At 61.9% G+C, this 19,583-nt stretch carries 19 protein-coding genes; 7 read left to right on the plus strand and 12 right to left on the minus strand.

What is annotated here, in order from left to right:
- Window positions 1-39 precede the first annotated feature (39 nt).
- From arc to ACGG9J_RS07805, 5 genes are all read left to right on the plus strand, one after another.
- Window positions 40-1,602: a proteasome ATPase gene (gene arc, locus ACGG9J_RS07785; protein WP_390135097.1), complete on the plus strand. Its 1,563-nt coding sequence runs from the start codon at window positions 40-42 to the stop codon at window positions 1,600-1,602.
- Entirely contained in the window at window positions 1,599-3,104 is a 1,506-nt protein-coding gene (gene dop / locus ACGG9J_RS07790) for a depupylase/deamidase Dop (protein WP_390135099.1), read from the plus strand. The genes arc and dop overlap by 4 nt, the downstream gene beginning before the upstream one ends.
- Window positions 3,105-3,197: 93 nt before the next feature.
- Complete coding sequence (locus ACGG9J_RS07795) at window positions 3,198-4,034, plus strand: inositol monophosphatase family protein (RefSeq protein WP_390135101.1); 837 nt, start codon at window positions 3,198-3,200, stop codon at window positions 4,032-4,034.
- A 54-nt stretch (window positions 4,035-4,088) separates the two neighbouring features.
- Window positions 4,089-4,262 carry a ubiquitin-like protein Pup gene (locus tag ACGG9J_RS07800; RefSeq protein WP_458859791.1) on the plus strand — a complete coding sequence of 58 codons (174 nt, stop codon included), beginning with the start codon at window positions 4,089-4,091 and terminating at the stop codon, window positions 4,260-4,262.
- Window positions 4,263-4,265: 3 nt separating this feature from the next.
- On the plus strand, window positions 4,266-5,693 hold the full coding sequence (locus ACGG9J_RS07805) for a proteasome accessory factor PafA2 family protein (RefSeq protein ID WP_390135105.1): 1,428 nt from the start codon (window positions 4,266-4,268) through the stop codon (window positions 5,691-5,693).
- A 101-nt stretch (window positions 5,694-5,794) separates the two neighbouring features.
- On the opposite strand, the gene ACGG9J_RS07810 is transcribed toward ACGG9J_RS07805, so the two are convergent.
- The 12 genes from ACGG9J_RS07810 to ACGG9J_RS07865 all read right to left on the minus strand — a co-directional run bounded on the left by ACGG9J_RS07810 (window position 5,795) and on the right by ACGG9J_RS07865 (window position 18,200).
- The gene (locus ACGG9J_RS07810; protein WP_015022121.1) at window positions 5,795-6,082 is read right to left on the minus strand and encodes an HU family DNA-binding protein; all 288 of its coding nucleotides are present in this window, start codon (window positions 6,080-6,082) and stop codon (window positions 5,795-5,797) included.
- A gap of 167 nt (window positions 6,083-6,249) precedes the next feature.
- The gene (locus ACGG9J_RS07815; protein ID WP_390135107.1) at window positions 6,250-8,721 is read right to left on the minus strand and encodes a lysylphosphatidylglycerol synthase transmembrane domain-containing protein; all 2,472 of its coding nucleotides are present in this window, start codon (window positions 8,719-8,721) and stop codon (window positions 6,250-6,252) included.
- Window positions 8,722-8,723: 2 nt separating this feature from the next.
- A complete protein-coding gene (gene purB, locus ACGG9J_RS07820; RefSeq protein WP_390135109.1) occupies window positions 8,724-10,169 on the minus strand; it encodes an adenylosuccinate lyase in 1,446 nt (481 codons plus the stop codon).
- 72 nt (window positions 10,170-10,241) lie between these two features.
- Entirely contained in the window at window positions 10,242-11,669 is a 1,428-nt protein-coding gene (locus ACGG9J_RS07825; RefSeq protein WP_390135111.1) for an esterase/lipase family protein, read from the minus strand.
- The gene (locus ACGG9J_RS07830) at window positions 11,666-11,857 is read right to left on the minus strand and encodes a hypothetical protein (protein WP_390135113.1); all 192 of its coding nucleotides are present in this window, start codon (window positions 11,855-11,857) and stop codon (window positions 11,666-11,668) included. Before ACGG9J_RS07830 ends, ACGG9J_RS07825 begins: the two co-directional genes overlap by 4 nt.
- Before the next feature lie 351 nt (window positions 11,858-12,208).
- Window positions 12,209-12,760 carry a DUF6466 family protein gene (locus ACGG9J_RS07835; RefSeq protein WP_390135115.1) on the minus strand — a complete coding sequence of 184 codons (552 nt, stop codon included), beginning with the start codon at window positions 12,758-12,760 and terminating at the stop codon, window positions 12,209-12,211.
- Window positions 12,757-13,785, minus strand: coding sequence for a vWA domain-containing protein (locus ACGG9J_RS07840; protein ID WP_390135117.1), 1,029 nt, complete (start codon window positions 13,783-13,785; stop codon window positions 12,757-12,759). The genes ACGG9J_RS07835 and ACGG9J_RS07840 overlap by 4 nt, the downstream gene beginning before the upstream one ends.
- Window positions 13,782-14,855 carry a vWA domain-containing protein gene (locus ACGG9J_RS07845; RefSeq protein WP_390135119.1) on the minus strand — a complete coding sequence of 358 codons (1,074 nt, stop codon included), beginning with the start codon at window positions 14,853-14,855 and terminating at the stop codon, window positions 13,782-13,784. The genes ACGG9J_RS07840 and ACGG9J_RS07845 overlap by 4 nt, the downstream gene beginning before the upstream one ends.
- Window positions 14,852-15,385, minus strand: a complete 534-nt coding sequence (locus tag ACGG9J_RS07850) for a hypothetical protein (RefSeq protein ID WP_390135121.1) — start codon at window positions 15,383-15,385, stop codon at window positions 14,852-14,854. The genes ACGG9J_RS07845 and ACGG9J_RS07850 overlap by 4 nt, the downstream gene beginning before the upstream one ends.
- Window positions 15,382-16,314: a DUF58 domain-containing protein gene (locus ACGG9J_RS07855; RefSeq protein WP_390135123.1), complete on the minus strand. Its 933-nt coding sequence runs from the start codon at window positions 16,312-16,314 to the stop codon at window positions 15,382-15,384. Before ACGG9J_RS07855 ends, ACGG9J_RS07850 begins: the two co-directional genes overlap by 4 nt.
- Complete coding sequence (locus ACGG9J_RS07860; RefSeq protein ID WP_390135353.1) at window positions 16,311-17,366, minus strand: AAA family ATPase; 1,056 nt, start codon at window positions 17,364-17,366, stop codon at window positions 16,311-16,313. Before ACGG9J_RS07860 ends, ACGG9J_RS07855 begins: the two co-directional genes overlap by 4 nt.
- A gap of 45 nt (window positions 17,367-17,411) precedes the next feature.
- On the minus strand, window positions 17,412-18,200 hold the full coding sequence (locus ACGG9J_RS07865) for a uracil-DNA glycosylase (protein WP_390135125.1): 789 nt from the start codon (window positions 18,198-18,200) through the stop codon (window positions 17,412-17,414).
- 150 nt (window positions 18,201-18,350) lie between these two features.
- On the opposite strand from ACGG9J_RS07865, the gene ACGG9J_RS07870 reads away from it, so the two are divergent.
- Together ACGG9J_RS07870 and ACGG9J_RS07875 are read left to right on the plus strand one after the other, a co-directional pair.
- The gene (locus tag ACGG9J_RS07870; protein WP_390135127.1) at window positions 18,351-18,995 is read left to right on the plus strand and encodes a LytR C-terminal domain-containing protein; all 645 of its coding nucleotides are present in this window, start codon (window positions 18,351-18,353) and stop codon (window positions 18,993-18,995) included.
- A 169-nt stretch (window positions 18,996-19,164) separates the two neighbouring features.
- Entirely contained in the window at window positions 19,165-19,368 is a 204-nt protein-coding gene (locus ACGG9J_RS07875) for a cold-shock protein (RefSeq protein WP_015022108.1), read from the plus strand.
- Window positions 19,369-19,583 lie beyond the last annotated feature (215 nt).

Consider the following 19,583-nt stretch of genomic DNA (forward strand, 5'->3'; position numbering starts at 1 on the left):
CCGAGCGGGGATTCCAGGGACGGACGAAGGAGGAAAGCCATGCAGTCCGATGATGTTGACCAGGCCGACGATGAAAAAGACCAGGATCTGGCCGGGGATCGACGCAACCGGGCCTTGGCCGCGGCGCTGACCAGGGCTGCGAAAGAGCTGTCCAAGGCCAAGAGCCAGTTGGCTCAGTTGGCTCAGCCGCCCCTGACGATCGCCCTGGCCTTGGGCGTGGATTCTGTTGCCTACGACAGCCAGGGGGTGCAACAGGCTCGGTTGCTGATCCTGAACGGTTCGCGTCGGATGGTGGTGCCCCTGGCGCCCAATATCCGCGCCGAGCGGATCCGGGCCGGCCAGGAGGTTCTGCTCAACGCCGATATGGTGGTGGTGCGTGTGGGCGATCAGCCGGTGACTGGGCAGGTCCGCACGTTGCGGGAGACCTTGGAATCCGGTGCCCTGCTGGTGGAAGACCCCTCCGGGCAGACCCGCGTCGCTGCACGTGCAGGCTCTCTGCAGGATCAGCCCATCGAGGCGGGCAGCGCCTTGCTCATGGACGAAAGCTGCTCGCTGGCCCTGGCTGTTCTGCCTGAGTCGGACCAGTCCGACATGCTGCTGGAGGAGGCTCCTGACGTGGACTTCTCCGATATTGGCGGACTTGACAGGCAGATCGAGCGGATCCGGGATGCAGTCCAGCTGCCCTTCCAGCATGCTGATCTGATGCGCCGTTATGGACTCCAGGCTCCCAAGGGTGTCCTGCTCTACGGTCCGCCCGGCAATGGCAAGACCATGATCGCCAAGGCCTTGGCCCGCGCCTTGGCCCAGGAGAGCGATGGCCATGGGGTCTTTCTGTCGGTCAAGGGCCCCGAAGTGCTCAACAAGTTCGTGGGCGAGTCCGAACGTCTGGTCCGCCGTCTCTTCGCCCGGGCCCGCAGCCTGGCAGTCCAGGGTGGACCGGTGGTGGTCTTTATCGACGAGATGGATGCCTTGCTCCGCACTCGGGGATCGGGCATTTCGTCGGATGTGGAGACCACCATCGTCCCCCAGTTCCTGACTGAACTGGACGGTGTCGAGTCCCTGGACCAGGTCATGGTCATCGGCGCCTCCAACCGTATTGACATGATTGACCCGGCGGTTCTGCGTCCAGGACGGCTGGATGTCAAGATCCGCATCGACAGGCCAGACAGGACCAGGTCTGCCGCCATCCTGGGCAAGTATCTGGGCTCAGATATGCCCATGGAGGATGGTGCCGGGTCGGAGGATCTGATCCAGGTGCTGGTCGACGGGCTCTTCACCCGGGATGGTGACCACCTGCTGGGCAGGATCATGGATGCCTCAGGCCGCTGGCAGCCTCTCTACCTGGAGTCTGTGGTCTCCGGAGCCATGCTGCATAACCTGGTTGATCGGGTCAAGACCATGGCGGTCAAGGCCTCCATCGAACAAGGTCGACAGGTGGGGCTTGACCGTGGTCTCTGCACGATGGCGATCCGTGGGCAATATGAGGACACTCTGGAGGAGCTCTGCGGCCAGGACTTGGACCGCTGGGCCGATTTGGCCGGACTGCGCCCAGGGCAGGTTCAGGAGGTTCGCCCGGTCGACGGGCCGGAGGAGCGGTCATGAATGCCGGCCGGGTCATGGGCACTGAGACGGAGTATGCCATTGTCGACCCCCAGAATCCAGACGCTGATCCACGTGCTCTGGCCCTGCGTCTGGTAAGGGCTGCCGCCCAGCCGGACCTGGCGCACATCCGCTGGGACTATGGGCAAGAGGACCCAGTCAATGACGCCAGGGGAGGCAGGCTGCCGCGTTCCGCCGCCGCTCCGAGCATGCTCACTGATGCGCCCGGCGTCCGGCTGATCGATGTAGCAGCTCCTAATGGTGCCCGCATTTACGTGGATCATGCCCATCCTGAGTATGCCTCGGCCGAAACAGTGAATGCCTTCGATGCGCTGGTCCAGGACCGCGCGGGTGACCGAATGATGGCCCAGGCCGCAGAAAGGGCCGGAGGCCTGGCGCTCTACAAGAACAACGTGGATGGCAAGGGCGCCGCCTGGGGGTCCCATGAGAACTATCTGATGGACAGGGCGGTGCCCTTCGCCAGGGTGGCGGCTCTGATGACCATTCATTTTGTCACCCGGCAGATCTACACCGGTTCGGGCAGAGTGGGTCTGGGACCCAGGAGCGAGGAGGTCGGCTTTCAGCTCAGCCAGCGTGCCGACTATCTGACCAGCCGCATTGGGCTGCAGACCACCTTCGGACGACCGATCATCAATACCCGGGACGAGTCACATGCCGGGCCGGGTAGCCGGCGCCTCCACGTGATCGTGGGTGATGCCAACCGGTTGGATGCGCCCCTGGTCCTCAAGCTGGGAACGACCGATCTGCTGCTGGGGCTCTTGGAGTCCGAGGGCGATTCGACCAGCCAGATTGATGAACTGCTGGATCGTTGGACGCTGGATGATCCGGTGTCGGCCTTGCACATGGTTTCTCGTGATGTCACCCTGGCCAAACCCCTGGCCCTGGCAAACGGAGGGTTCGTCGATGCGCTGACCATCCAAAGGGCATTGCTGGATGCGGCCCGCCAAGCCAGGCGCGATGCCGACAGGCCAGGCTGTGCCGAGGACCGGGTTCTGAACCTCTGGGACCAGGTGCTCGAAGATCTGGCTGCAGTGCGTTCGGGCGACAACGAGGCCCGTCTGGCCATGCACGACCAGGCAGGCAGATTGGAATGGTTGCTCAAATGGCAGCTCCTGGAGCGTCTGCGTCGCCGCCGGTCCATACCGGACTGGTCGGATCCCCGTCTGGCGGCCCTGGATCTGGCTTGGGCACGGGTGGACCCCGGCCGTGACCTGCCCTGGCGACTCAGAGGATCTGTTCTGCGACTGGTCGATTCCGACCAGATCACCAGGGCCATGGACCAAGGGCCGGAGCAGACCCGGGCCTGGTGCCGTTCCCAGCTGCTTCACCGTTGCCCTGAAGCGATTAGGGCCGTCTCCTGGAGTCGTGTCATTCTTGAGGAGCCGGGACCGGATAAGGAGTCTAAGACTAGGGTTGTGGACCTGTCCGATCCGCTGGGTCATACACGGTCTTCCTGCCGGGATGGCCGCGACATATACTGCTGATAGCGCAGAAAATAGTCCGATATTCGACCGAACGACCATCGATGGGCCACGGTTCTCAATGCCTTGACCGCCCGTTTGAAAGAGAAGAGAAGTATGGAATTGCGCGATTTGGCCATGCAGGCCGCCACTATCGCTGTGGAGGCCGGCCGTCATGCCCTCCAGGACCAGATCAATCCTCACGATCCGCGTTCCACCTCGACCATCGGCCAGGGCACCCAGTTCACGCCGGGCATCGACACACGCCTGATTCGCTACTGCCGGACCAAGATCGCCGCCCTGGACCCTATGGACGGCTTCTGGGAGGAGGAGGCCGGCAACCGCCGTCCAGGCGGCCGCTACTGGTGCCTGGGTCACATTGACGGTCCGGTCAACTATGTGCGCAACATGGCCGAATGGACGCTGACCATCTCCCTCTTTGCCGTGGACGAGAAGGGCCATGCTTCGCCGGTCCTGGGCATCGTGCATGCGCCGGTCCTGGGCCTGACCTATCTGGCCGCCAAGGGGCAGGGCGCCATCAGGATTCGACGAACCATCGTGGGTGACAAGCGTGAGAAGATCATCCCCTCCACTATGACCTCCCTGCGTGGATCAGTGGTCAGCTTTGGCATGTCCTACTTCCCCAACGAGTCTGAAAAGGTCCTGCAGATCGTCTCGCGCATGGCTGGCAAGCCTGCAGACATCAAGCGCGTCGGTCCGGTCTCGCTGGACCTGTGCCGGGTGGCGGATGGCAGCTACGACGCCTACTTCGAACCGGCCTTGCACTCCTGGGACATCCCTGCTGTTTCTGCGGCGGCTGTCGTGGTCCGGGAGGCCAAAGGGACCCTCTGGCGCTGGGACGGCGGGCATGTGCGCTGGGAGGGCAGCAATGACGTGGTGGCCACCAATGGGCTTATTGCCGAGGATTTGAACACATATCTGAGCGGGCGCTGATCCGCGCCGGAAAGGAGGGCGACCATGGCCGAGGTATCCCAGCAGGGACGGCATATGGCAGCTGGCCAGCAGCAGGAGCAGGAAGAGAATCTGCCGCAGACCGAGGCACATAAACAGAGCCGGGCGGCTGAGTCCGACCTGGATGATGTCCTGGATGACATCGAGACCACCCTGGAGACCAACGCCAAGGAGTATGTGCAGGGCTTCGTCCAGAAGGGCGGCCAGTGATTCATGGCGGACGGGCAGGGGACTGACTCGGACTTTCGCAGGATATTCGGCATCGAGACCGAATATGGACTGAGCCTGACCGGCGGCAATGGCCCCTATGACGCAGGCAGGGTGGCTATGGCCATGTTCCGCCCACTGATTGAGCAGCACGGGTCAACCAACATCTATCTGCCCAATGGCGCCCGACTCTACTTGGACGTGGGCTCCCACCCGGAGTATGCCACGGCGGAGGCCCGCGATCCGCTGACAGCACTGAAACAGGTACTGGCCGGGGAACGGATCATGATTGACCTTGCAGAGCGCGCCGGGAAACGTCTGACGGAGGACTTGGGCAGACCCGTGAAGGTTCACGTCTTTGGCAATAATGTGGATGCCCAAGGCCATGCCTTCGGCTGCCATGAGAATTACCTGCTGGACCGGCGGGTCCCCCTGGATATGATTGGGGCCTGCCTGGTCCCCTTTCTGGTCACTCGACAGCTGATCACCGGGGCGGGTCGTCTGAGCCCTGATGGGTTCCAGCTCAGCCAGAGGGCCGGCTTTCTGGACGAAGCGGTCTCCTCGGCCACAACCCGTGCCCGTCCTATGGTCAACACCCGTGATGAGCCTCTGGCTGATCCCGAGCGATGGCGGCGTCTGCACGTGATCGTAGGAGATACCAACCGGTCGCCGCTGGCTACCTGGTTCAAGATGGCCAGCACCCACCTGGTCCTGAACCTGATTGAGCAAGCCTGCCGCCAGGGTCGACGACCTGACCTGGCGGACTGGGCCCTGGCTGATCCCCGTGCGGCCGTACGAGCCGTCAGTCGGGATCGGACCGGCCGGGTCACTCTGGAACTGCAGGCTTCCACGACGACCGACGGCATCAGCGCTCTGGGTCTGCAGGAGGCCTATTGGTCGGCCTGCAAGGCCTTGGTGGGCCAGCAGGAGGATACGGGCATCGATCGGTCTCAGGCCCTGCGTGTTCTACAACTTTGGAGGGCCGCCTTGGATGCGCTGGATGCAGGGCGTTGGCAGGATTTGGCTGACTGGGTGGACTGGGCAGCCAAGCTGCGGCTGCTTCAGGGCCTGAGCCGACGAGGCGCCGGACGGGATCTGGCCGAGGCGCTGAACCTGGACTATCACGATCTGAGCGCAGGAAGATCCTTCCCTGGATTGGTCAGGCATGGGCTCATGCAATCGCCGGTTGACGACTCCCGGGTACGGCTCGCCATGGACCGACCTCCAGAGGATACACGAGCTCGTCTGCGTGGCGACTTTGTCCGTGCCGCAGACCAGGGAACACGCACATGGTCATGCGACTGGAGCCACCTGGTCCTGGGCGGTTCCCGCCGGGTCGAAGTGGACCTGCCTGACCCCTTCGACCATGTGGGCCCACCCCGGTACCACTCCCTGATGGACTTTCTGAAGAGCGTCACAGAGCCGCGAAAATAGTGTCGGTTTGCAGGGGGGGGGGGGAATTCGTCAGATTTGCTGCAAAATGAAAGGCCTCGGCATCTCTGACGGATGTCGAGGCCTTCGCGAAAAGGCTGGCTTCACTTCTTGTTGGTGACGGCCTTCTTCAGCAGCGAGCCTGCAGAGATGCGCACGCCATAGCTGGCCGGAATCTTGATGGTCTCACCGGTGCGGGGGTTGCGGCCGGTGCGGGCGGCGCGCTTGACACGCTCGGCCGAGAACAGGCCGGTCAGCTTCAGACCCTCGCCGGACTTCATGGCCTCGACGAAGACATCCTGGAAAGCGTTGACGGCAGCTTCCGCCTGCGCCTTGGTCAGGTTGGACTTCTGCGCGATCTTCGACACGAGATCAGACTTGTTGTATGCCATAGAATATCCTTCTTTCGGGGGCCTCCCACTGTTTGATTGGGGAAAGCCCAACGGTCAATGACTGATATTAGCGCAGGTTAGGCCCAAACACCGCATTTTCCGGGGGTTTCCGACATTTCACCAAGCGATTTTGAGGTCTTTGGGATTAAGACTGCCCGAGGGGCCCCTCAAATGCGATTGTGGTTGCTCAGCCAGCGCATAGCCAGGGCTCCCAGAGGGATGCGCAGCCAGTATGTGGCTACTCGGAAGACCAGAGTAGCTGAGATGGCCACGCCCGATGGAACGCCAGCCAGGCGGAAGGCAGAGAAGAGCACCGCTTCTATGGCCCCAAGGCCGCCGGGGGTGGGGACAGCCGAGCCAAGCGTGTTGGCCAGGAGGAAGACGAATGTGGTCTCGAAAACGTTGGTCCGACAGCCAAAGGCCATCAAAGCGGCCCAGAAACTCATGCCCAGAGCGGCTGATTGCAGTACCGCCCCAAGCACGGCTACCACTAGCTGCCTAGGCTGGGTCAGAATCTCCACAAGGTGGCGCGCATAGGAGGTCACGATGGGCATCAGCCGCTCCATGACCAAACGTCTCGTGTAAGGCACCGCCATGATCAGGGCCGCGATGATGGCCACTGTCCCGATGACGATGACCAGGGTGTTGGTGGGGATCATCCCGGATAGGGTGTTGCGCCCAGTGAACAGCCCGATGACGATCAGCAGGCAGAAGGTGGTCGCGAACTGGACGGCCACGACTGCGCTCATGATGGCCGTGGCCATGGTGTTGTCATAACCGTCCCGCCGCAGGTACTGCAGGTTGACGAAGGCCGGCCCCACTCCGGCGGGCATGGAGACCGAGGTGAAGGAGGAGGCGATCTGGGACAGGAAGATGCCCTTGAAATCGCGCTTGGCGGGGTCGATGAAGATCCCCAGGGTGATGGCGCAACCCACCCAGGACAGTGATCCCAGCAGGAAGGATAGTCCGGCCATCCATGGGTTGGCATTGCGGACGGCACTGATGACTTGAGGCAGGTTGAACTGGGTAACGATGACTGCTACAGCCACTACCAACAGGGCCAGGGCCACGAAGCTACGCAGACTGAAGCGTGAGAGGGTTACCTGGCCGGTCTCGGCCACCGACTCAGGTGGAGCCAGGGTCTGCAGATGTTTGCGCAGGTCAGTCAGTATCTGTCGATCCCAGCCGGGAAGGGCCTGGGTCTGTGAGGGAATGGCCACCATCTGGCAGAAGGGCGACAGCCCCACCAGTGTCTTGACTCCCCAAGAAGCACAGCCGGCTTCAACGGCTTGATCCACGCCGATCATCGCAGCAATCAGGGCCAGAAGCTGGATCCGGTCCAAGGCGATGTTGGCCTGGGAGCTGGCGCTATCGCCGTTTTCCCAGCCGGCGATGACCACGGAGCCTGACTGATCCACGGCTAGAGTCTCTGGACGGATGCGTCGGTGCGTAAAGCCGCGCTCGTTGGCCCGGCGAAGGTAGTCCATCAGCTGCTTGGCCCTGTCGGTGTCCAGGGTCCCGGGTTCCAGGGGCCGAAGATGGACATCATCCTCCAGTACCAGAATCGAGGATTCTGCACTCTCCGCCAGACCATAGGGATGCAGGGCGCTCAGCCCCAAGTCTCGCAATTCAGCGAGCATGGCCATGTGGTGTTGCATGGAGTTTCTGACCGACCGGTCCCGGCGCATGGAGACTCCGGACAGCTTGATCCACTGCCAGAGCTGCATCAGATAGCCCATGGTGTGCAACTGGCCGTCCATGACCGACACCGTGTAGGTTCGTCCTTCCCCGTCACGGACTCTGTAGATACGGGAGGCCTCGATGAGGTCGTCGTCGAGGGCTGGCAAGGGCTGGCCATCGGCATCCAGACTCGGATCCTGACGTTCCAGGCTGGCAGCATGGATGCCGATGGATGCTATGGCCTGTACCACTCCCTGTCCCCAGGCACCCTTGTTCTGTGTGCCCGCCAGGTATCGGACGATCATGCCCATGATCCGTCCCAGGATCAGTGAGACCAGAACCGCGCTGGCCGAATTGGAGGATATGGCGACCATGATGACGGCAACTACGTATAGAGCGTTCCATCCCCATTTGACCGAACTACGCAGGCGACGGGGTCCTGCCGCGCTCAGGAAGGCTGCCAGACCGGCATAGAAGTCAGGAAGCAGGACGGGCGAGCCTATGGCGTTCTGGGAACTGAATGATGCGATTAGGGTCGGGTTGCCCGCCTTCATGATCAGGTTGGAGGTCAGCATGACCAGCCCGAACCCTAGGAACATGGCCAGGGGGGCAGTGATGGCCTGGATCCACTCCCTGTTGACCAGCAGGTGGACGAGTACGGCCAGGACCACGGTCACGGTCACTGCCTGCTGGAGGAAGGCGGTGGGTACGTCCATGAGCCAGTCCATGGCATTGCCAGCCTGACGCATGTCCGACTCGACACCGGCGGCTATGCCCTTCAGATAGACCGCTGCCAGGGTGACTAGAATCCCCAGGATCAGAGCTGCCAAGGCTCGGAGCAGATCCTCGGCATCATGGACCCGCTGGGGTGGGATATCCCGAATAAGGACCTGGTCTGCCTGCGTTGAGTTGGCGGGATCGGTGCCTTCGGGAGTGATGGTCGACTGGGACGGGGTCATGGTCAGTCGCGATCGAAGTCCACCAAGGTTGCGGCTGTGCCGGTATAGGTCGCCGGTGTCAGGGCCTTGAGCCGACTGGCCGTGTCCTGATCCAGATCCAGGCCATCGATGAAGTGCTCGACATCCTCCCGACCGATCCTCTTGCCCCGCATCAGCTCCTTGACCTGCTCATAGGGGTGATCCATGCCTGAGCGTCCGGCCAGTCCAGCGGCTCGCATGGCCGTCTGTATGGGCTCGCCCAGGACCTCCCAGTTGTCGTCCAGCTCGCGGGCCATCAGAGCCTTGTCTGGGTGGATGGTCTGCAGACCGCCGTCCAGGTTGTCCAGAGCCAGCAGGCTGTAGCCCAGGGCCGAACCGATGTTGCGTTGGGTGGTGGAGTCGGTCAGGTCCCGCTGCCAGCGGGTTTCGGTCAGAGTGGTGGCCAGTGTGTCCAGCAGAGCTCCTGAGATCTCCAGATTGGCTTCGGCGTTCTCGAAGCGTATGGGGTTGACCTTGTGGGGCATGGTGCTGGACCCTGTCGCGCCTTTGACGGGTTCCTGGGCAAAAACGCCACGGGAGATGTACATCCAGACATCCACAGCCAGGTTGTGCAGGATCCGGCCCAGGTGGGCGATGTTGCCGAAGAGCTCGGCCTGCCAGTCGTGGGACTCGATCTGGGTGGTCAGTGGGTTCCAGATCAGGCCCATCCGCTCTACGACGAAGTTCCGGGTCAGATCGATCCAATCCACCTGCGGCAGGGCGGCCATATGGGCGCCAAGCGTTCCAGTGGCACCATTCATCTTGCCCATGTAGTCCTGGTTGCGGATCCTGTCCAATTGTCGGTGCAGCCGGTGGACATAGACCGCCATCTCCTTACCCAAGGTAGTGGGCGTGGCCGGCTGGCCGTGGGTCAAGGCGAGCATGGGCAAATCCCGGTATTGTTCCGCCATAGTTGCCAGATGGTCCTCAATTCGGTTGGCCCTGGGAAGCCAGACCTGCTCGACCCCGCCTCGGATGCAGCGGGCATAGGCCAGGTTGTTGATGTCCTCGCTGGTGCAGGCGAAGTGGACCAAGGGTGCCAGCCTAGGGAGTTGGGATTTGGTGCCAAGAGCCGTGGCCGCAGCCTCCAGACGGCGGTCGACGTAGTATTCCACAGCTTTGACGTCGTGGTGGGTCTGGGCTTCGATATCTGCAAGTTCGGTGATGCCGTCGGCATCGAAATCCTGGGGGATGGCTCGCAGATAGGCCTGTTCTGCCTCAGTCAGAGGATCTACGCCCGGCAGAACCGGATGCCGTCCATTGCCTTGGTAGCCGTTGGCCAGCATGATCATCCATTCGACCTCGACCCGCATGCGCTCGCGGTTCAAGGCGGGCTCGCTCAGATAGTCCACCAGCTCGGCGGTCTGTTTGCGATAACGTCCGTCCAGGGGATTGAGGGGGATGACTGGGGTAATTCGGCTCAGGTTCATGCCTCCAGCCTAGACGACTGGGCCAACCATCAGGAACCGGCATGGCCGCTCATGGTGGCGCATGTGTCCAGCTCATCGTCGCAGCCGGCCGCAGTAGTAGCGGGTCTCCTGCAGATCGCCCTCGATAGCATGGGCGAAGTGATCGTCCTGACGATGTACCGCTGGTGAGTTCTGATCTCGGGCATCGTTCCAAGCTGCACGCTGGTAGGCCATGCCGTGGGTCGACTCCTTGCCGGGGCCGGTAGTGGTAACTGTCGGTCCAGTCTGGCTGCCTCTTGGAGGGGGAGGCCCGCCTGCTCTTCCTCTGATGGTCAGTTGATTAGGTCGGGAGGGGTTGTCGGCTCCGTCAAGGCTGGAGACCAGCTCCTCGCGCATCTCTACGCTGGTGATCCAGGTGTCTGAACCTATCTGGCGGTGGGCGATGGGCGAACCGACAGTCACGATGTGATCGAAACGGTAGCGGTTCGGAAGATCGGAGGCCATGGTGGCGGCCACAATGCCGCCCTGGGAATGGCCCACCAGGCTGACCGGGTCGTCGGGCCGCACTCCTGCATCCCGCATGGCCTGGTCCACTAGACGCAGAGAGGCCGCCCTGTCGCGCACTGAAGCCTTGTCGCTCATGAGCTGGATGTTCTGGGCCCAGCCGATTGGGGAGTCCAGGTGGGAGCTGGTGCCAGGTATGTATACCAGCCAGCGATCTTTGCCGTCTGCTTCCCGATAGCGCTGTACGGCGATGGTTGCGTAGGGGATGCCGTCCCGGCAGGAACCCAGGGCCTCCAGATTGCTTAGAGCGCCAGCGATGTCATGAGCTTCGCCCAAGCCTTTGCCTCGTGGCTGAACAGAATCCATCGCGATATGGTCACCCTGAAAATGAGCAAGCAGCAAGGATACCAGCATGCCGGGGCCGGTGACCAATCCGCCTATAGGATCATGATGATCCGATGACAGGCCCGAAGCCACAGCTGTCAGCAAGGGTTGATGGATGCCAGCCGTAGTCTCCAGAAATTCTTGGAATTGCGAGGCATCCAGGTGGCCGGTCAGTTTGGCCGCTCCTAGGCCTAAACCAGCGGCTCCCAGCATGAGCGGGGCGCTAGGCCGAAAGACGGCAAAGACTTTGGACATCAGGGAGTCCATCAGCCTTTCCATGAATGATTCAGCCTGTGAGTATAGCCCGTAGGCCTTGGTCAACCGGTCGGCCACAGACTGGAGTCGGGTGCGCAGGTCCTCACAGGCCTGTGACTGGTCCCTGCAGAAGGTCATCATCAGATCCACGGGCAGATGTGCGTGACCCGGCGGCGGCACAGCAGCCTGAGCGCAGGGGAGGGCAGGCAGCCCCGGCATGGTTCTGCGGATGGCTTGATTGGTAAGAGTCCATTGGGACTGCATAGTCGTCAGGGCAATACCTGCCTGGTTGAGCCGATCCGCCATGCCGGTCAGGTGCTCCAGCTCGGCGCCGGTATAGCCGTTGGCATCGGGGGCGGCGGTAATCGTCCGCTTCATGACTGGCACTCGTGATCGATCAGATTCAGTGTGCGTTCTGCCTGGACACGTTGATCCAGACAAAGGGCATCCATGGCCCTCACCTGCAATCTATAGGCCTCTGCGGCCCGCCCCTGCCAGTCGACCCTCAAAGCCTGGTCGGCTAATTCGCTCAGGTGGACCAGTGTGGTTCGCGACTGTTGTGCCATGTCGGACAGCATGGCCCGACATCGGGCCGCCCGCGCATGACAAGGGCAGGCTTGTGCTGCCTCTGGATCAGCCAGGTAGGAGGGCTGAGCGAGGAAGGGGCCCACGGTGGGTAGTGACGAGGATGACCTGTACATGTATCAACTTCATCATGACGGTCATCTTGCGATGATTCCCATAGAACTATGTGGACGAATGAGGCCCGCTTCGTCTGGATGGGGACGGATTCACCATTAAAAGCCTGTCATTCTATGCTTGTCAGTCCGATAGCCGGAAGTCATTCGTCTGCCTAGAACGACTCTGCGGGAAAAGGAAGCGGTGAAAACTCATGCGAAAGGCTAATGTGCGACCGGTCACCAAGGTTTGACCTTTTTCTCCTGAGCCTTGTTGTCGCTCTCCTTGCCTGTCGGCGTGGGGGCGGCAGATGGTTCACTCTGTTGCTGGTTGCGCTTAAGCAGATCCTCTACCTCGGCCTCCTGTTGCTTGGTCAGCCCTGAGGAGGAACCCTTGTCGGACCCGTTCTGTCCATTCTGGCCTTGTCCGGACTTGTGCTTCTTGAGCAGACGCTCTGTGCGGCTGGTCAGCGCAGCGTTGGCTGCCCGGTTGGCCTGCGCAGCTTGCCGGGTCTGTGGCAGAATCAGAGCTCCTGGCCGTTCGACCTGGGCGAAAAGTCTTTCAGCCTGCTCCTGCAAGGCTTTGATGGACGCCGGATCGGCCTGTGGGTTTTGGGCCTGCTGAACGTTGGTGCTCAGCGTGCGCGTGGCCTCGTTATAGGTGGCGATGGCTTTGATATTGATCAAGCCCCAGGCTCCGGCTAGGGCTGCGATCAAAGCCAATCCAGCCAGAATCAGGCGCCTACGCGGGCCGTGTCCGCTTCTTGCGCCTTGCTTGGGCTTTCTACTCATAACAGTCTCCTCGAAGTGCGGATCCAGAGTCCTGCCTCAATCAGGATCAGGACCAGCTCCACCAGTGCCAGCGGCCAGACCAGCGGGGTGACATGAAGGCGGACCTGGTCGACCTTGGTCACCCGGTAGCGCTTGGAAGCCGCAGCCGTAGCACCTTCGCGCACGGTGGCTCCCTTGGCCAGTGCTTGGTAGTGGCCGCTCACCTCGTCGGCGATGGCCTTGAGGGTTTTCGGATCCATGGCTGAGATGCCCGGCTGGCCGGTCTTAGGGTCCGTCACCCAGCCGTCCACATCATTTACGCCGGCATCAGCGCTCAGGGGAATCATCCCGCCCTTGGCCGAGCCGGTTCCCAGAACGAAGGCTTCATCCAGCCCCTCCCTGAGGACGCTGAAGGATCGTCGCTCATCAGGTCCTGTTTGTTCGCCATCGCTGATCAGGTAGAGAAGGATTCGATCGTCGGGGTGCCGGTCCTTGGTCTGTTTCAAGACCAGGCTCAGGCGATTCAGCGGAGCATCCAGGCTGGATCCGGAAGATCGGGATGTTGGCTCTGTGGTGAGCCCTCTGGCCCAATTGTCTACAGCCCGCACATCGGGGGTCAGGGGCAGGTCGACACTAGCCGAGGCGCCGAAGCTCAGGGCCGAGAAGGAGGCATCGGGGTAGATGCGTGTCAGGTCGTGGACGGCTGCCCGGGCCGCTTCCAGCCGGCTCATTCCTCCCTGATCGCCATATCCGGCATCCTTGACCGCCATGGATCCGGTCACGTCAACCGCAATGAAGACATCCGTAGCGTTTACGGCTTTGTTGGTGGTCTTGCTGACTGTGCTGGGGGTCAGGACCATAAGGGCCAGGATCAGGACCATGGCGGTGCGCCGGGCCAGAGCCCAACGATCAGCATCCGTATCCTGCCCCTTGCGCAGTCCATGGATGACCAGCGCGATGGCCAGGAGCAAAAGCAGACCCGTAAGAAGGCCGCCGACCACCCAGCCCAGGGCAGGCTCAAAGGTCAGGGACTTGAGTATGTTCATCGCTTCAGCCTCCAGGCCAGGAGCAGATAACCCGACAGTGCCAGAGCCAGGGCCAAGGTCCACCAGCCGGGCGCATCCACCAGGCTGGACTGCTCCTGCTGGCGAGAGTCGGCTCCGTGTCGATGCTCAATCTGGCGGACCAGTGCGTTGATGGAGTTCCCGTCCTGGCGTCGCAGGAAGACGCCGCCGCGGGCCTCGATCAGCCGCTGCATCTGTTTGGTGCTCTCATCCTCGGTGCCCTGGTCAGGACCCGAATAAAGCCCATCCACCGCAATTCCAGCAGCCGAGGTCAGTCTGAGAGCCTCCTCAAGGGTGTATGTGGGTTTGCCGGAGACCACGTTATCGGTGGCCAGGACCAGTGAGCTTGATCGTTGGTTGATCTTTGCCGATCCGTTCTGGTTCTTGGTAGCGAATTGCGGCAGGAGCGCAGCGCAGCCTACCAGCCCGTCACCGATCAGGGAAGTAGTGTCCCGGCGGTTCTGCGTGCCTTCCAGCCAATCGCTGATGTCCTGGTACTGTCGTCCGCTCATGGCGTCTATGCGGTCCTGGGACTGCACTCCGTCCAGGATCCGCCGCGCCTTGCTCAATTCGGCGGTGATCATGTCATAGTCGTCGGTCAGGGGGAAGACGGTGCGCGAGGTGGAGTTGAAGATGCTCAGTGCCATTCGTTCGCCTCGGAAGTTGCGGACCAGATCAAGGTAGGAGGCGATCACCTGCCTGTCGTAGGGCAGAGTGGAGCCGGACACATCCAGGCATAGGACGATGTCGCGGTTATGGGCGCTCTCCAATGTCCGATCGACCCGGGCGGGCCTTGCAGCAAGGCTCAGAGCCATCAGGAGGGCTAGACAGAGCAGGATTGCAGCCAGACGGTTCAACCCTCGCCAGCGTCGCAGGGCTTCATGGCCCTCCTCGGTGTCCAGGTCGCTTTTCAAGGTCCAGATGCGGGCTCCCGTTTGCTGATTCGGCTTGCGACGATGGGCCATACGAACCAGCAGGCTGAGCACCAGGGCCAGGGCCAAAGCCAGAACCGGTAGCCAAGGCCATCGCCAGAAGAGATTGCCTATGCTCATCGCGGCCACCGTTCAATGAGATCCCGCACCCAGTCGGCTGCTTGATTCACCGTGGCGTCGGTCCCTCTGCTGACCCGGGGGAGGGCGAATTCAGGCGGGTAAAGGGCATCTATGGTCTGCCGAAGCAGGTCAAGACCCTGACGGGTGCTAGGCGTGCGGGGCTGGTCCTTGATTTCAGCCAGAGTCTTGGCCTTCATGTCACTGTTCCAGGAGCGGGAGGCGAATCCACGGGCGATGGCGGCGAGCGCCGTCATGGCCTGGTCGCGGTCCAGATGGCCATTGTCGTACTGGGCCGCCACTTGATCGATCCGCTGGCGCCATGCATCGCGGGAGTCGGAGTTGGCTTGGACCGTATGCTCCCCCTGCTGATGACGGAACTTGGGCAGGAGAATGGCCGTTGCAGCCAGGGCCAGGGTCAGTACGATGGCTGTCGCCGTCAGAGCCAGCAGCCAGACGGGCTGGGTCATGGTGGGCATGACCTTGATTCGGCCATGGCCAGACGCAAGACGAATCATGACGACATCGCTCATGCCGCCATCACCGTCCGTCGTTTGGGAATGCCCGGTCGGCCGGCTGAAAGCAGGCGGATGAATCTGTTGAACATGGCTGTGCTGGAGTCGGCCCGAATCAGCGAGGCTTCGGCTCTGGACAGCTCCCTTTCAAACGCCTCGATCTGATAGCGCCTGTGCAGGTCTACAGACCGCGTCCCGTTCGCGGTGCGCAGGAAGGCTGGGATCTTTCGTCCGCTGGGCGCATCCGTTACTGATCCAATAGTAGGATGCTGGCGCAAAGGATTCATGGTCTCCACTCCGATGAGATTCAAGGGGTGGGTGGTGGCCAAACGGCGGATGGTAGGCATCAGGTCAACGTTCAATGCTGACTGGTCAGTGGCGATGACCAGCATCGCCTGACGGTCCTGGATACCGGTTGCATAGCCCAACAGGGCTTCAAGGTTGCGCGGCTGATCCAGCGGCGACTCCAGGGCCCGATCAAGGGTCTGCTCGAATCGGGCAAAGCCGCCCTGGCAGGGTATGCGGCGAATAGCGGATGAATCGACCAGGACCAGGTCCACCTCATCGCTGCGGCGCAGGCAGAGGGATGCGAACATGCACAGGGCGTTGGCGGCTACCTGGATGGCCTGTTCCCCATCCAAGCATGTTCCTGACATTTCGCGGCCGACATCCAGGAGCAGCCAGACCTTGCTGGTGACCAGGCGCTCGCGCTCCACCACCATGGGCCGGCCCACCCGTGCGCTGGCGTGCCAGTCGATCATGCGGGTTTCGTCTCCGAACTCATAGGCGCGTATGTCGGCACGCTCATCTCCGCCGCCGCGACGGCCAGAGGAGTGCTCGCCCTCCAACAGACCCAAGGCCCTGCGTACTGTGGGAAGCCGCAGACTGGTGTCCAAGGACTCGATCCGTCTGCGGACCGGGTCGCGATATGGGCGTTGAAAACTCATGGCACTGGCACCGTGTCGACGATCTGGTCGATGATATCGTCGCTGCTGATGCCGTCGGCCTGGGCTTCGAAAGTCAAGAGGATCCGGTGGCGAAGCACCGAATGGGCCCAGTCTTTCAGGTCCTCGGGAATGACGTAATCCCTGCCTGTCAGCAGGGCTCTGGCCTGGCCGATGCGCACCAGTGCGATGGAAGCGCGCGGACTGGCTCCCAGCCTCACCTGCTCGGCCAGTCCTTGGATGGGCCGCGATCCAGCCCCCCTGCTGGTGGCTGCCAGATCAACTGCATATCGCATGATGGGCTGTGCTACGTGGACCTGCCGGGCCTTCTGCCTCAGGAAATCCACATCGGCGATGGTCAGGGCGTCCCTATCGTCCTTTCCGGGCATGTCGGTGCCACGAGTTGTCAGCATCTGCAGCATTCGGGTCTCTTGGTCGGCATCGGGATAGGTCATGACTGCCTTGAGCATGAACCTGTCCATCTGTGCCTCGGGCAAGTTGTATGTGCCCTCTTCTTCGATGGGGTTCTGGGTGGCGATCACCATGAAGGGCTGAGGCAGGGCTATGCGTTGGCCGCCGATGGTGGTCGCGCCCTCGGCCATGGCCTCAAGCATGGCCGACTGGGTCTTTGCGTTGGAGCGGTTGATCTCGTCCAGGAGGACGAAGTTGGCGTGAATTGGGCCCAGCTGTGTAGAGAAGCGCTGCGTTGAGAAGTCGTAGACCTGGGTGCCAACCAGATCCGAGGGCATCAGGTCGGGTGTGCATTGGATCCGCTTGAAGCTGCCAGAGACCGAGGTGGCCAGGGTCTGGGCGGCAGTGGTCTTGGCCAGGCCGGGCACGGATTCGATCAGGATGTGTCCAGAGGCCGCCAGCGTCAGGATCAGGGCCTCGCGCAGGTTCTCCTGACCTACCAGAGTCCTTGAAAAGCGCGTCCGGATCCGGTCGGCCAACTGACGGCAACGTTGCAGGTCATCCTGGCTGATCGGCGGAGCCTGCCGGTCCTTACCGGGCTGAATAGATGGGGACTGACTGGGTCGAGGTGGGAATAATGCCATAGCAGACATGGTAACGGCATTTCCTGACGACTCAGCCAGCAGGACTCAGGTCAGAGACCAGTCCACCGGCTGGGCGCCCATGGCCTCCAGTGCTTGGTTGGCCTTGGAGAATGGGCGGGATCCGAAGAAGCCGTACCGGGCCGATAGGGGGCTGGGATGCGGGGATTTGATGATGGCCGCGTTGGTCAGCAAAGGCTCCAGGCTCTGGGCCTGCCGTCCCCAAAGAATAGCCACAAGGGGCCGGATCTTGCCTTCCTGGTCTCGTCTGTCGTTCAGAGCTCGGATGGCAGCGTCGGTAATCTCCTCCCAGCCTTTGTTCCGATGGCTGGCAGGCTTGCCCACCCGTACAGTCAGGCAGCGGTTGAGCAGCATGACCCCTCGCCTGGTCCAAGGCGTCAGATCGCCGTTGGAAGGCGTGGGCAGGCCCAGATCGGCGCTCAGCTCGGTATAGATATTGCGCAGGGAGCCGGGAATGGGGTTGACTGCAGGGTCCACGCAGAAGCTCAGGCCTACCGGATGGCCGGGCGTCGGATAGGGATCCTGGCCCACGATCAGGACCTTGATGGAGTCAAAGGGGATGGTAAAGGCGCGCAGAATGTTCTTGCTGGCAGGCAGATAGCGGTGCCCCTGGGCCAGCTCTGCTCTAAGGAAGTCTCCCATCCGGTGAATGTTGGGTTCGACGGGTGCCAGTGCACGGGCCCAGCCCGGGTCCACCAGGGCGCTCAGAGGTTTGCGGTGGGTCCGGCCCTGGCCTCCTGCTATGGTCTGAGGGTTGGTAACGGTTCCGTTCGCCGGCGCGGGGGAGGTTGCGGCAATAGGCTGGCTGCTGTTCATAAGGTCACTATATCGCTTGGTCATATGGGCAGGTCAGCGCCGCCTCGGCCATTCCAGTGTCGGCGGAGGATGTCGAATGGTCAGTTGAATGTTGACCCGGCGGCGCATTACTTATAATGGTCCAGGATCCGGTGGAGCGGAGGAGAGTTCATGGCTAGCACGCGCGACAATGGGACGCAGGCGCGCCCCCAGGTTCATGATGCGTTTGACAACCCTCCCAAGGGGCCGGTCGGTGTGCATCGCGGGCCTCGTTCCCTGTCGGTCAGAGTTCTGCCCTACCTGCTGGTGGTTGTCTTGGCTGTGCTGTGCGGTCTGGGCGTATGGGCTGCGGTCAGCGGCTCCCTTCCCTGGCAGCAGACGCACACTGAGGCTTCCCGAGTCATCAGCAGCCATCTGCCGAAGCGGTCACCGTCCTCCTCTGCTTCAAGCAGCGCGGCCCCTACTGACCAGGCCTCCCAGGAGCAGACGACTCAGCCGTCCTCCCAGTCGCCTTCAGCAAGCGCCTCCAGTAGCAGTCCGGCTCCTGTGGTCAACCATGGCACTCAGGTCGCAGTCATCAATGGAACCAGGATCACCGGGTATGCCGGCACGAAGCGCCAGGTTCTGATCAATGCCGGTTACACTGCGGTCACAGCATCCAACCCGCAAAGTGCCCTGCCTGGCGTAAGCACAGTGCGCTACCGCGATGAGGCCGACAAGGGCACCGCCCAAGAGGTGGCCAGCCTGTTGGGCATCACTCAAGTGGAGCAGTCCTCGGTGGCCTCCACTCCGGTTGAAGCCATCCTCATGCGGTGAGGTTCGAGCAGCCGGACTATGAAGAAAATACGACGGTAGAACATCCCGAATTTTGGCCCGGCGTTTTGCAATTGCTCCAACGATGGGCCTAAACTGACCTTGCCGACCAGGCAGATGCGGTCAGTCTCGTATCTGTTGTGACGCGGCACCTATGTTAAGGAAGTTAGTTATGGCACAAGGCACTGTGAAATTCTTCAGCGCTGGCAAGGGTTACGGGTTCATCAATCCCGACGATGGCGGCGAGGACGTGTTCGTGCACTACTCAGCCATTCAGTCCGATGGATTCAAGACCCTTGATGAGGGAGATAAGGTCGAATATCAGGTGGAGCAGGGCCCCAAGGGCCTGCAGGCAACCAAGGTCACCAAGCTCTGATTGTCGTCTTCTGTATTCGTCATGGGGACCCCGGTCATTCCGGGGTCCTTTTTTGCGCGCTTTGCCCATCTCCGGGTGCTGCGCCAGGAATATGCACAGTGTGGATTGCCTGCCATCGCTGCTGATACGGCATACAGCCTGCAGCGTATTTTCCCTTGGGGTTGGCACTCGGCCCCGTCGAGTGCTAATCTGCTGAATTAGCACTCGAGGTGCGG

The sequence above is a fragment of the Bifidobacterium apicola genome (assembly GCF_042846865.1).
Taxonomy (GTDB): Bacteria; Actinomycetota; Actinomycetes; order Actinomycetales; family Bifidobacteriaceae; genus Bombiscardovia; species Bombiscardovia apicola.